The sequence below is a fragment of the Streptomyces sp. PA03-6a genome (genome assembly GCF_033792765.1).
In the GTDB taxonomy this organism is placed as follows: domain Bacteria; phylum Actinomycetota; class Actinomycetes; order Streptomycetales; family Streptomycetaceae; genus Actinacidiphila.
In genome coordinates, this window is the sequence record NZ_JARAVK010000023.1 from 45,607 (window position 1) to 58,290 (window position 12,684).

At 72.5% G+C, this 12,684-nt stretch carries 9 protein-coding genes; 3 read left to right on the forward strand and 6 right to left on the reverse strand.

What is annotated here, in order from left to right:
- Positions 1-108: 108 nt before the first annotated feature.
- On the forward strand, positions 109-1,125 hold the full coding sequence (locus PV350_RS08655) for a cation diffusion facilitator family transporter (protein WP_500333298.1): 1,017 nt from the start codon (positions 109-111) through the stop codon (positions 1,123-1,125).
- A gap of 9 nt (positions 1,126-1,134) precedes the next feature.
- Here the strand turns inward: PV350_RS08655 and kdpB (PV350_RS08660) are convergent, their stop codons facing one another.
- Complete coding sequence (gene kdpB / locus PV350_RS08660; RefSeq protein ID WP_500333299.1) at positions 1,135-3,279, reverse strand: potassium-transporting ATPase subunit KdpB; 2,145 nt, start codon at positions 3,277-3,279, stop codon at positions 1,135-1,137.
- Positions 3,280-3,721: 442 nt separating this feature from the next.
- Here kdpB (PV350_RS08660) and PV350_RS08665 point away from each other — a divergent pair, with 442 nt between their 5' ends.
- The gene (locus tag PV350_RS08665; protein WP_500333300.1) at positions 3,722-4,540 is read left to right on the forward strand and encodes an SDR family NAD(P)-dependent oxidoreductase; all 819 of its coding nucleotides are present in this window, start codon (positions 3,722-3,724) and stop codon (positions 4,538-4,540) included.
- Between the two features lie 192 nt (positions 4,541-4,732).
- Entirely contained in the window at positions 4,733-5,518 is a 786-nt protein-coding gene (locus tag PV350_RS08670; protein WP_500333301.1) for a GNAT family N-acetyltransferase, read from the forward strand.
- A 96-nt stretch (positions 5,519-5,614) separates the two neighbouring features.
- Here the strand turns inward: PV350_RS08670 and PV350_RS08675 are convergent, their stop codons facing one another.
- The 5 genes from PV350_RS08675 to kdpA all read right to left on the reverse strand — a co-directional run.
- Entirely contained in the window at positions 5,615-6,298 is a 684-nt protein-coding gene (locus PV350_RS08675) for a response regulator (protein ID WP_499509447.1), read from the reverse strand.
- Positions 6,295-8,859 (reverse strand): sensor histidine kinase, encoded by a 2,565-nt coding sequence (locus PV350_RS08680; RefSeq protein WP_499509448.1) that lies wholly within the window; start codon positions 8,857-8,859, stop codon positions 6,295-6,297. The genes PV350_RS08675 and PV350_RS08680 overlap by 4 nt, the downstream gene beginning before the upstream one ends.
- Before the next feature lie 100 nt (positions 8,860-8,959).
- The gene (gene kdpC / locus PV350_RS08685) at positions 8,960-9,583 is read right to left on the reverse strand and encodes a potassium-transporting ATPase subunit KdpC (protein WP_500329333.1); all 624 of its coding nucleotides are present in this window, start codon (positions 9,581-9,583) and stop codon (positions 8,960-8,962) included.
- Positions 9,584-9,602: 19 nt separating this feature from the next.
- Positions 9,603-11,636: a potassium-transporting ATPase subunit KdpB gene (kdpB, locus tag PV350_RS08690; protein WP_499516709.1), complete on the reverse strand. Its 2,034-nt coding sequence runs from the start codon at positions 11,634-11,636 to the stop codon at positions 9,603-9,605.
- Positions 11,637-11,719: 83 nt separating this feature from the next.
- A partial coding sequence (kdpA, locus tag PV350_RS08695; RefSeq protein WP_500333302.1) for a potassium-transporting ATPase subunit KdpA occupies positions 11,720-12,684 on the reverse strand: 965 nt, incomplete at its 5' end.

The following is a 12,684-nucleotide window of genomic DNA, read 5'->3' on the forward strand; positions in this document are numbered from 1 at the left end:
CGCCGTCTTATCGAAGTTGACAACGGTCACCGGTGCAGTCTTTGCCGATCGGTGTGCCGATGTGTTTCCCTGCGGGTGTCGTACCTGGAACGGGGAGGTCGCCGCACCATGAACGCGCACGATCACGAGCACGAGCACGGGCACGGGCACGGGCACGGGCACGGGCACGGTGTGGCCGAGAACGCCGACCGGCGCTGGCTGGGGCTCGCGCTGGGGCTGATCGCCGGCTTCATGGCCGTCGAGGTCGTCGTCGGTGTGCTGGTGGGGTCCCTCGCGCTGCTCTCCGACGCCGCCCACATGCTCACCGACGCCGCCTCGATCGTGCTGGCGCTCGTCGCGATGCGGCTGGCGGCGCGCCCGGCGCGGGGCGGTTTCACCTACGGGCTCAAGCGTGCCGAGATCCTCTCGGCGCAGGCGAACGGCATCACCCTGCTGCTGCTCGCCGCGTGGCTGGCGTACGAGGCGGTGCGGCGGCTCGTCTCGCCGCCCGACGTGGCGGGCGGCCCGGTGCTGGTGACCGCACTGGCCGGAGTGGTCGTCAACATCGGCGCGGCATGGTGCCTGTCGCGGGCCAACCGCACGTCCCTCAACGTCGAAGGCGCGTTCCAGCACGTGCTGAACGACCTGTACGCCTTCATCGGCACCGCCGTGGCGGGCCTGGTCGTCCTGCTGACCGGGTTCGTCCGCGCCGACGCCATCGCGACGCTCGTGGTGGTCGGCCTGATGCTCAAGGCGGGGTGCGGGCTGGTGCGCGACTCCGGGCGGATCTTCCTGGAGGCGGCCCCGGCAGGGCTGCACCCGGACGAGGTGGGCGACCGGCTCGCCGCCCACGACGCCGTCACCGAGGTCCACGACCTGCACATCTGGACCATCACCTCAGGCCAGGCCGCCCTGTCGGCGCACGTCCTGGTCGAGCCGGGCGGTGACTGCCATGCCGTCCGGCGCGACCTGGAGCACCTGCTCGGCTCGGACTACGGGCTCACCCACACCACCTTGCAGGTCGACCACGCGCCCGCCGAGCTCCTCACCGTGGGCGGTGCCCCGGACGCCGGGGCCGGCAGGGCGGACGGCCACTGCGGCGAGGCGCACGGCCCGGTGCACCGCGCCGCGCCGCACGGGCACTGACCCAGCCGCTCAGCCGAGGCCCGGCACGAACTGCACCACGGCCATGTCGATGAGCTTGATGCCCAGGAACGGCAGGACCAGTCCGCCGAGCCCGTACACCAGCAGGTTGCGCCGCAGCAGGTCGCCCGCCGAGGAGGGCGTGTAGCGGACGCCGCGCAGCGCCAGCGGGATCAGCGCCACGATGATGAGGGCGTTGAAGATGATCGCCGAGGTGATCGCGGACGCCGGGCTGTGCAGCCGCATGATGTTGAGGGCGGACAGCCCGGGATAGGTCGCCGTGAACATCGCGGGGATGATCGCGAAGTACTTCGCCACGTCGTTGACGATGGAGAAGGTCGTCAGGGCACCCCGGGTGATGAGGAGTTGCTTGCCGACCTCGACGATCTCGATCAGCTTGGTGGGGTCGGAGTCCAGGTCCACCATGTTCCCGGCCTCCTTGGCGGCCGAGGTGCCGGTGTTCATGGCCACGCCCACGTCGGCCTGGGCCAGCGCCGGGGCGTCGTTGGTGCCGTCACCGGTCATCGCGACCAGGTTGCCGCCGGCCTGCTCCCGCTTGATGAGGGCGAGCTTGTCCTCCGGGGTCGCCTCGGCCAGCACGTCGTCGACGCCGGCCTCGTCGGCGATGGCGCGCGCGGTGAGCGGGTTGTCCCCGGTGACCATCACCGTGCGGATGCCCATCCGCCGCAGTTCCGCGAAGCGTTCGCGGATGCCGTCCTTGACGACGTCCTTGAGGTGGACGACGCCGAGCACCCGCGCGCCGTTCCAGTCGTCGAGGGCCACCAGCAGGGGGGTGCCGCCCGAGGCGCCGATGGCGTCCACCAGGTGGCCGGCCTCCTCGGGGACCTGGCCCCCGCGACCGGTGACCCAGCCGGCCACCGTGCCGGCCGCGCCCTTGCGCACGGAGGCGCCCGCGCCGTCCTCCCAGCGCAGGTCGACCCCGCTCATGCGGGTGCGTGCGGTGAAGGGCACGAAGCGGGTCTGTCCGAGCTCGCCTTCCGACGGGGCGCGCAGCCCGTACCGTTCCTTGGCCAGGACGACGATGGAGCGGCCCTCGGGGGTCTCGTCGGCGAGGCTGGAGACCTGCGCGGCCTGCGCGAGCTGCATGGCGTCGACACCGGTGAGCGGGATGAACGCGGCGGCCCGGCGGTTGCCGAACGTGATGGTGCCGGTCTTGTCCAGCAGCAGGGTGGAGACGTCGCCGGCCGCCTCGACGGCGCGCCCGGACATCGCCAGCACGTTGCGCTGCACCAGGCGGTCCATGCCGGCGATCCCGATCGCCGAGAGCAGCGCGCCGATGGTCGTCGGGATCAGGGTGACCAGCAGGGCCACGAGGACGACGGTGCTCTGCGCCGCGTCCGCGTAGGCGGCCATCGGCTGGAGGGTGACGACGACCAGGATGAAGACGATCGTGAGCGAGGCCAGCAGGATGTTGAGGGCGATCTCGTTGGGCGTCTTCTGCCGGGTGGCGCCCTCGACCAGGGCGATCATGCGGTCGAGGAAGGTCCGGCCCGGGCGGGAGGTGACGCGCACGACGATGCGGTCGGAGAGCACCTTAGTGCCGCCGGTGACCCCCGAACGGTCGCCGCCCGCCTCCCGGATCACCGGGGCGGACTCGCCCGTGATGGCCGACTCGTCGACGGCGGCAATCCCGTCGACGACCTCGCCGTCGCCCGGCACGGTCTCCCCGGCCTCGACGAGGACGACGTCGAACGGCTTCAGTTCGGCGGCGGGGATCGTCTGCTCGGTGTGGTCACGGCCGTAGGGGCGCCAGCCGGTCAGCCGTCGGGCGACGGTGTCGGTCCTGGTGCGGCGCAGCGACTCCGCCTGGGCCTTGCCGCGGCCCTCGGCCACGGCCTCCGCCAGGTTGGCGAAGACGACGGTGAGCCAGAGCCAGGCGCTGATCACCCAGGCGAAGACGCTCGGGTGCACGACCGCCGAGGCGGTGGTCAGCGCGGCGCCGGTCTCGACGACGAACAGGACCGGGTTGCGCACCATGCGGCGGGGGTCGAGTTTGCGCAGCGCCTCGGGCAAGGCCTCCAGGAGCAGGCGGGGATCCAGCAGGCCGGCGGACACCTTGCGCCTGCCACGGGGGCGTACGGGCGGCTGCGCGGGTGGGGCCGGGGTGCGGTCGGTCGAGGGAGCCAGGGGCTGCATGCTCGGGGGTGCCTTCTGCTGGTCTGTTCACCGGTGGACGGTCACCAGCACACCGTCGCCGGGAGGTCCGCGGCACGCTCCTGACAGGTCCTTTGCGGTACGGGAGGGCGATTCTGACGCGGCGTTGACGTGCCCGTACGCCCGCCGGTGACGCCGCCACGGCGAGCGGGCGGGGCGCGCGTCAGGGCGTCGTCAGGAATCGCCGCCGGTCCTTGTCCGCGGATCCGCCGCGGCATTGGATGGGGAGCGTGAACAGCGGTCCGCGCCATGACGACCGGCCACCCCATCGGGTGCCTCCGGTACCGCGCGCTGTCCTCCCGCCGGTGTCCTGAGGGCACCGGTGTCCCGTGGCCGCCCCGGGCGGCCGCCCCTGTTCCCCGTACGCGAGCGCCGTCACCCCCGTGTCCGGCGCGATGTGGCGTACCGATCCACGGAGTGGTCCATGTCTGCGTCCTTCGTCCCCGTCGTCCCCCCGCGCACCGCCCTGGTCACCGGGGCGACGTCCGGCATCGGGTGGGAGACCGCCCGGCTGCTCGCCGAGCGGGGCTGCACGGTCATCGTCCACGGTCGCGACACGGAGTCGGCGCACCACGCGGTGGAGCGGCTGGTGGCGGCCGGCACCGAACGCGTCCGGCTGCGCCTGGCGGTGGCCGACTTCACCCGGCTCTCCGAGGTCCGCCACCTGGCGGCCACCGTGCGGGGCCTGCATCCCGCGCTGGACGTCCTCGTCAACAACGCCGCGGTCGTCGCGCCGGAGCGCCACACCCTCACGGCCGACGGCCACGAGATCTCCTTCCAGGTGAACTTCCTGGCGGCCTACCTGCTCACCCGTGAGCTGGCGGGTCCGCTGACGGCGCGCCCCGGCGCCCGGGTGGTCAACGTGTCGTCCGCGACGCACCGGTCGGCCTCCCTGGCGTGGAGCGACCTGAACCGTTCCCGCCGCTACTCGCGGCACGCCGCGTACGCCCAGTCGCAGCTGGCCCTCACCGTCTTCGCCCGGGCGGCCGCGCCCGCCGGCGTCACGGCCGTCAGCGTGCACCCCGGGGTGTGCGAGACGCGCCTGCTGCCGCTGTACGCGCACGAGGGCGAGCCCGCCGCCGAGGGCGCCGCGCGGGTGGCCCGGCTGTGCGACCCGGAGACCGAACTCGTCCCGGGCGCCTATTACGACCGGGCCGCGCTCGCCCCGGCCGCCCGGACCGCGGTCGAGGACCGCACGGTACGCCGTCTGTGCAAGGTCGCCGACCTGCTCGTCACCGCCTGAAGGGAGGACCACCATGTCGAAGCGTGCCCGCAAGAAGAGGGCCAGGCGCAAGAAGGGCGCCGGTCACGGCAACAAGCCCGGCCAGGGCTGATGTCCTCACGGCGGTGCGGACCGCAGGGTCGACGACCCCGGTCCGCACCGCCGTCCGTTTCGCAGCACGTACCACGGCGTACGCGGAAGGTGTGGTCACCGGTGATCGAAGTCCCCTCCCTGGACGGGTGGTTCCCCTCCGGGGTGCCCGGGCCCGTGGCTCTCGCGGAGCACGTGAGGGCGACCGGCAACGGGCAGTGGTGGGCGGACCGCGCGGTCGGCCCCCGCGCGGTCGCGGTGGCGTGCGCGGACCACGTGCTGCTGGAGGGCGATCCCCGGTACGTCGACCCGGACGCGCTCGCCGCCCTGGGACACGACGGCTACGTCCTGGCGCGTACGCGCTTCCTGCCGGTCCTGGGGGCGGCGTTCGACCGGATCGTGCCCTGGGAGCGGATGATCTGGGTGCAGTCGCGGCCGGTGCCGCGGAGGCTGCCGCCGCGGGACGTGGTGGTGCGCAGGCTGGCGCCGGGTGACGGAGCGGCCGTGGCCGGCGCGGGCGACGACGCCGGCTGGATCACCCGCAGTTGGGGCGATGCGCACGGGCTCGCCGCGTCGGGCCACGCGTGGGGGGCGTTCCGCTCGGGCCGCCTGGTCTCGCTGGCGTGCACGTACTTCCTCGGCGGCGTGTACGAGGACCTCGCGGTCGTCACGCTGCGCGGCCACCGCCGCGAGGGGCTGGCGCTCGCCTGCCTCTCGGGCCTGTGCGGCGACGTCGCGGCCCGCGGTCACACACCCAGCTGGACGTGCTCGCGCGGGAACCGGCCCAGCCGGCGGCTGGCCTGGACGGCGGGTTTCCGGCTGTTCGGCGAGTACGTCCACTACGGCGTCGGGCGGCCCGCGGGAGCGGGTCGCCCGGGCGGGATCACGCCCGTCGTCAAGGCACGTTGACCGCCGGCCCGGCCCGCTCCGACGCGGGCGTCGCGGGCGGACGACGAACGCACCCCGCCCGGTGGGCCCCCACCGGGCGGGGTGCGGTGCGTCCGCTCAGGGCTCGAAGCGGTAGCCCATGCCCGGCACGGTGATCAGGTGGCGCGGGTGGGCGGGGTCCGGCTCCAGCTTGTGCCGGAGGGTGGCCAGGTAGACCCGCAGGTAGTTGGTGCGCTTCTCGTTGCCGGGGCCCCATACGTCGCGCAGCAGCTGGCGCCCGGTGATCAGGCGCCCGGGATTGCGCAGCAGCGGGGCGAGCAGCCGCCACTCGGTGGGCGTGAGCCGCGGGGCCACGCCCTTGCCGGAGCGGCGCTCGACGGTGAACGCGCCCAGGTCGACGCGGTAGTCCGCGATGGTGACCGTCTCCGGCTCCTCCAGGACGGGCGGGCGGCGCAGCACGGCGCGCAGCCGGGCCGCCAGCTCGTCCATGGAGAACGGCTTGGTGACGAAGTCGTCGGCCCCCGCGTCCAGCGCCTCGACCTTGTCGGCCGGCCCGGTCCGCCCGGACAGCACGATGATGGGCAGCGGGCTCCAGGCGCGCACGCCATGGATGATGTCGGTGCCGGACATGTCGGGCAGGCCGAGGTCGAGGATGAGGGCGTCGGGTGGCTGCCGGGACACCAGCAGCAGTGCCGTGGTGCCGTCGGGGGCGGTGGCGACGGCGTAGTGACGTGCCGTCAGGTTGATGTCCAGCGCCTTCAGGATCTGCGGTTCGTCGTCGACGATCAGGACGCGCCTCATGTCAGCGCCTCCTCCCCGCCGACGGGGGCGGCGGGCACGTCGGCCGGACCGCCGGCGGTGGGCAGGGACAGGACCATGGTGAGACCTCCGCCAGGGGTGTCCTCGGGGGTGAGGGTGCCGCCCATGGCCTCGGTCAGGCCGCGCGAGAGGGCGAGCCCGAGGCCGAGGCCGGTGGTGTTGTCGGTGTCGCCGAGCCGCTGGAAGGGTTCGAAGACTCTTTCCCGGTCGGCGGGCCGGAGGCCGGGTCCGCGGTCCGCGACGCGCAGCTCGATGCGCGGGCCGAGGGCGCTGGCGCTGACCAGGACCGCGGTGCCTTCCGGGGCGTACCGCTGGGCGTTGGTCACCAGGTTGGCGATGACACGTTCCAGGAGCGGCGGGTCGGCCAGCGCGAACGGTACGTCCGCCAGGCCCCGGGTGGTGACGGGGACCGCGCTCTCGGCCAGGCTGTCGAGGGCGAGCGAGGCCGCTTCGGCCACGGAGGCGGGCTCGAGGGCGAGGCTGAGCGCGCCGGCCTGCAGCCGGCTCATGTCGAGGAGGTTGTCCACCAGCCGGTTGAGCCGGTCCAGGGACACCTCCGCGGTGGCCAGCAGTTCCTCCTGGTCCTCGGCGGAGAACTCGACCTCCCGGCTGCGCAGCGAGCTGACGGCCGCCCAGGCGCCGGCCAGCGGGGTGCGCAGGTCGTGGCTGACCGCCGCGAGCAGCGCCGTCCGCATGCGGTCGGCCGCCCTGACGGGCTCCACCTCCGCGGCGGCCTCGGCCAGCCGGGCCCGTTCCAGCGCGGAGGCCACGTGCCCGGCGAAGGCGATGAGCACACGCCGCTCCGAGGCCGCCAGGCGGCGGCCGCGCAGGACGAGGACGTCGTCCGGTCCGACGGGCACGGCCACCACGCCGTCCGCGGGATCGTCCACCGGCGCCGCCCCGCCGTCGGAGCCGTGCACGAGCTCGGCCGACTCCATGCCGAAGGCTTCCCGCGTACGGTGCAGCAGGGCCTCGACGGCCTGGTCGCCGCGCAGGATGCTCCCGGCGAGGGAGGACAGCGTCTCGGCCTCGGCGGTGGCGTTGGCCGCGCGTCTGGACAGCCGCAGCGAGCGGTCCACGATCGTCGCGACGGTCACGGCGACGAGCGCGAACACGGCCAGCGCCAGCATGTTGTTGGTCTCGCCGATGGTGAACCGGCCGATGGGCGGTATGAAGTAGTAGTTCAGCAGCAGGGACGCGGTCAGGGACGCGAGCAGCGCGGAGACGACGCCGCCGATGCAGGCGACGCCGACCACGGTCAGCAGGAAGAGCAGCGCCTCGCTGGTGAGGTTCAGGTGGCCCCGGCTGTTGGCGAGCACCGCGGTGAGCAGGGCGGGCAGGACGAATCCCGCGACGGGGCCCGCCACCTTCCGCGCCGTGGGCAGCGAGCTGCCGGTGGCAGGCAGGAGGCGGCCACGTCCCGCGCGCTCGTGGGTGACCATGTGGACGTCGATGTCGCCGGAGCGTTCCACGATGGTCTCGCCGACCCCGCGCCCGGTGAGGAACTGCGAGAGTCGCCCGCGCCGGCTGGTGCCCATCACCAGCTGGGTGGCGCTCTCGGCCCGCGCGAAGTCCAGCAGGGCATCGGGGACGTGGTCGCCGACGACGGAATGGAAGGTGCCGCCGAGGCTCTCCACCAGGGCCCGCTGTTTGGCCAGCGCGGCGGGCGAGGCGTCGGCCAGTCCGTCGCTGCGCACGATGTGTACGGCGAGCAGGTCGCCACCGGCGGACCGGGCGGCGATCCGGGCGGCGCGGCGGATGAGGGTCCCGCCCTCCGGGCCGCCGGTCACGGCGACCACCACGCGCTCCCGGATCTCCCAGACGCGTCCGATGCCGTGCTCGGAGCGGTACTTCTGCAGCGCCTCGTCCACGCGTCCGGCGACCCAGAGCAGGGCGAGTTCGCGCAGCGCGGTCAGGTTGCCGACGCGGAAGTAGTTCGACAGGGCCGCGTCGACCTTCTCCGGGGCGTAGACGTTGCCGTGGGCCATCCGGCGGCGCAGTGCCTCGGCGGGCATGTCGACGAGCTCGATCTGGTCGGCGCGGCGGACGACCTCGTCCGGGACGGTCTCCCGCTGCGGCACGCCGGTGATCTTCTCGACGACGTCGTTGAGCGACTCCAGGTGCTGGATGTTGACGGCGGTGATCACGTCGATGCCCGCCCTGAGGAGCACCTCGATGTCCTGCCAGCGCTTGGCGTGGCGGCCGCCGGGGATGTTGGTGTGGGCCATCTCGTCGACGAGTGCCACCTGCGGTGCGCGGGCGAGGACGGCGTCGAGGTCCATCTCGGTGAAGACGGTGCCCCGGTACTCGCGTTCCGCGCGGGGCACGATCTCCAGACCGTCGAGCATCTCCTCCGTGAGCGGCCGCTTGTGGCACTCGACGTACCCCACGACGACGTCGGTGCCCCGGGCGCCCCGGCGGCGCGCCTCGTCCAGCATGCGGTAGGTCTTCCCGACTCCGGGGGCCGCCCCGAGGAAGACCTTGAGTCTGCCGGGCCGTCCGTGGGGAGTGCCGGCCGGGGCCGGGACGACTGGCTGCGTCACCGGGAGTCCTTCCTTGTGCGGGTGTCACGCCGCCCGGCGGCGCAGGTGATCCCTGCGCCGCCGGGCGGCGTGGTACGGGCGGTTCGACGGTGACAGGACGTCACTTCAGCTCGGTGAGCGCCTGGTTGAGTTCCACCACGTTGACGCGCTCCGCGCCGAGGAAGCCGAGGGTCCGGCCCTGGACGTGGTCCTCCACCAGCTTGCGCACGGCGGCGGCGTCCAGGCCGCGGGCCTGGGCGACCCGCTCGACCTGCTCGCGGGCGTACTCGGGCGAGATGTGCGGGTCGAGGCCGGAGCCGGAGGCCGTGACGGCGTCGACCGGCACGTCCTCGGGGGCGACGCCGTCGAACTCGGCGACCGCGGCCCGGCGTTCCTTGATGGTCTTCACCAGGTCCTCGTCGTTCGGGCCGAGGTTGGAGGCGCCGGTGACCAGCGGGTCGTAGCCACCGGGTCGCGGCTGGAACCACTTCGGGTCCGGCTGGGCGACCTCGTCGGCGTCGTCCGGGTCCTTCTTCGGGAGGGTGAAGTTCTGGCCGATGAGGCTGGAACCGACGGTCTTGCCGTCCTGGGTGATCCTGGAGCCGTTGGCCTGGTCGGAGAACGCCGCCTGGGCGACGCCGGTGACGGCCAGCGGGTACGCGATGCCGAGGAGCACCGTGAACACCAGCAGCATCCGCAGGGCGGCCACGTGGTTGCGGACCACGGTGGGCAGGGAGCCGAACATGATGGGTTGCCTTCTTCTGTCAGCTGAGGCCGGGGATGAACTGGATGATCAGGTCGATCGCCTTGATGCCGACGAACGGCAGCACGAGACCGCCCAGGCCGTAGACCCAGATGTTGCGGGTCAGCAGCGCGGAGGCCGACGACGGCCGGTAGCGCACGCCGCGCAGGGCGAGCGGGATCAGCACGACGATGATCAGGGCGTTGAAGATGATCGCCGAGGCGATCGCCGACTGCGGGCTGTGCAGCTGCATGATGTTGAGCTTGTCCAGGCCCGGGTAGGCGATCGCGAACATCGCGGGGATGATCGCGAAGTACTTCGCCACGTCGTTGGCGATGGAGAAGGTGGTCAGCGCGCCGCGGGTGATGAGCAGCTGCTTGCCGATCTCCACGATCTCGATCAGCTTGGTGGGGTTGGAGTCCAGGTCCACCATGTTCCCGGCCTCCTTGGCGGCCGAGGTGCCGGTGTTCATGGCCACGCCCACGTCGGCCTGGGCCAGCGCCGGGGCGTCGTTGGTGCCGTCACCGGTCATCGCGACGAGCTTGCCGCCCGCCTGCTCCCGCTTGATCAGCGCCATCTTGTCCTCGGGCGTCGCCTCCGCCAGGAAGTCGTCGACCCCCGCCTCGTCCGCGATCGCCTTGGCCGTCAGCGGGTTGTCACCGGTGATCATCACCGTGCGGATGCCCATCCGCCGCAGCTCGTCGAACCGCTCCCGCATGCCCTCCTTGACCACGTCCTTCAGGTGGATGACACCCAGCACACGGGCCGCACCGTCCTCCTTGACCGCCACGACGAGCGGCGTACCGCCCGACTGCGATATGCGGTCGACCAGGGACTGCACCTCCTCGCCGGCCCGGCCGCCGTTCTCGGCGACCCACGCGGTCACCGCGGACGCGGCGCCCTTGCGGACCTGGCGGCCGTCGACGTTCACGCCGGACATCCGGGTCTGCGCGGTGAAGGGCACGAACTCGGCGTGCCCGAGCTCGCCCTCGTGCCGCTCGCGCAGGCCGTACTTCTCCTTCGCCAGGACGACGACGGAACGGCCCTCGGGCGTCTCGTCGGCCAGCGACGACAGCTGCGCCGCGTCGGCCAGTTCGGCGGCCGTGTTGCCCTTGACCGGCAGGAACTCCGACGCCTGGCGGTTGCCGAGCGTGATGGTGCCGGTCTTGTCGAGCAACAGGGTGTTCACGTCGCCGGCGGCCTCGACGGCCCGGCCGGACATGGCGAGCACGTTGCGCTGCACCAGGCGGTCCATGCCGGCGATGCCGATCGCCGACAGAAGGCCGCCGATCGTCGTCGGGATGAGCGCGACGACGAGCGCCGCGAGGATGACGATGCTCTGCTCGGCGCCCGCGTAGATCGCGAACGGCTGCAGGGTGACGACCGCGAGCAGGAAGACGATGGTCAGCGAGGCCAGCAGGATGTTCAGCGCGATCTCGTTGGGCGTCTTCTGCCGGGCCGCGCCCTCCACCAGGGCGATCATCCGGTCGATGAAGGTCTCACCCGGCTTGGAGGTGATGCGGACGACGATCCGGTCCGACAGCACCTTCGTGCCGCCCGTGACCGCGCTGCGGTCACCACCGGACTCCCGGATGACCGGGGCCGACTCACCGGTGATCGCCGACTCGTCGACCGACGCGACGCCTTCGACGACATCGCCGTCACCGGGGATGATCTGCCCGGCCTCGACGACGACGTGGTCGCCCAGCTTCAGGCCGGAGGCCGGGGCCTCCTCCTCACGGAGCGAGGTGGCCCCAGGACGCCAGTCGATCAGCCGACGGGCGACGGTGTGGGTCTTCGTCCGCCGCAGGGTCTCGGCCTGCGCCTTGCCGCGGCCCTCTGCGACGGCCTCGGAGAGGTTGGCGAAGATCACGGTCAGCCAGAGCCACACGGTGATGACCCAGGCGAAGACGCTGGGGTCCTTGATCGCCGAGAGGGTGGTCAGGACCGCGCCGACCTCGACCACGAACATGACGGGGTTCTTGATCATGACCCGGGGGTCGAGCTTCTTGACCGCGTCCGGCAGCGAGGTGAGGAGCTGCTTCGGGTCCATCATGCCGCCGGAGACCCGGTGCGGCTGCTGCGGCCCGGTCGGGGCGCCCCCCGGCGACGCGGGGGGTTCGAGGGTGGTCAGGGACATCAGGACAGACCTTCCGCGAGCGGACCCAGCGCCAGGGCCGGGAAGTAGGTGAGGCCGACGACGATCAGGATCACGGCCGTCAGCAGGCCGACGAACTGCGGCCGGTGGGTGGGCAGCGTGCCCGCCGTGGCCGGCACCGGCTGCTGCCGGGCCAGGGAGCCGGCCAGCGCCAGGACGAACACGATCGGCAGGAAGCGGCCGAACAGCATGGCCAGGCCGAGCGCGGTGTTGTACCAGTCGGTGTTGACGGTCAGGCCCGCGAAGGCTGAGCCGTTGTTGTTGGCGGCCGAGGTGAAGGCGTACAGCACCTCGGAGAAACCGTGCGCACCGGAGTTGAGCATGCCCGCGCGCTGACCCGGCATCGCCATGGCGAGGCCGGCACCGATCAGGACGATCGCCGGGGTGGTGAGGATATAGAGGGAGGCGAACTTCATCTCCCGGCCGCCGAGCTTCTTGCCCAGGTACTCCGGGGTGCGGCCGACCATCAGACCGGCCACGAAGACCGCGATGATCGCCAGGATGAGGATGCCGTAGAGGCCGGAGCCGGTACCACCGGGGGCGATCTCACCGAGCATCATGTTGAAGATCGTCATCCCGCCGCCGATGGGCGAGTACGAATCGTGGAAGGAGTTGACGGCGCCCGTGGAGGTGAGCGTCGTCGACGCCGCGAACAGCGCCGACCCCCACACACCGAACCGCTGCTCCTTGCCCTCCATCATGCCGCCCGCCAAGTGGCCGGCCTGGCTGCTCACGCTGTGCAGCTCGTTCACCGTGATGACGGCGACCGATGCGGCCCAGATCACGCCCATCACGGCGATGATCGCGTAGCCCTGGCGGTTGTCGCCGACCATGCGGCCGAAGGTGCGCGGCAGGGAGGTGGCGATCACCAGCAGGAGGTAGATCTCCAGCCAGTTGGTGAAGGGGTTGGGGCTCTCGAAGGGGTGGGCGGAGTTGGCGTTGTAGA

Bases quoted from the DNA above. Each gene is read 5' to 3' on its own strand.
- PV350_RS08655 (WP_500333298.1), top strand. From the start codon at position 109: ATGAACGCGCACGATCACGAGCACGAGCACGGGCACGGGCACGGGCAC.
- kdpB (WP_500333299.1), bottom strand. From the start codon at position 3,279: ATGCAGCCCCTGGCTCCCTCGACCGACCGCACCCCGGCCCCACCCGCG.
- PV350_RS08665 (WP_500333300.1), top strand. From the start codon at position 3,722: ATGTCTGCGTCCTTCGTCCCCGTCGTCCCCCCGCGCACCGCCCTGGTC.
- PV350_RS08675 (WP_499509447.1), bottom strand. From the start codon at position 6,298: ATGAGGCGCGTCCTGATCGTCGACGACGAACCGCAGATCCTGAAGGCG.
- kdpC (WP_500329333.1), bottom strand. From the start codon at position 9,583: ATGTTCGGCTCCCTGCCCACCGTGGTCCGCAACCACGTGGCCGCCCTG.
- kdpB (WP_499516709.1), bottom strand. From the start codon at position 11,636: ATGATGGACCCGAAGCAGCTCCTCACCTCGCTGCCGGACGCGGTCAAG.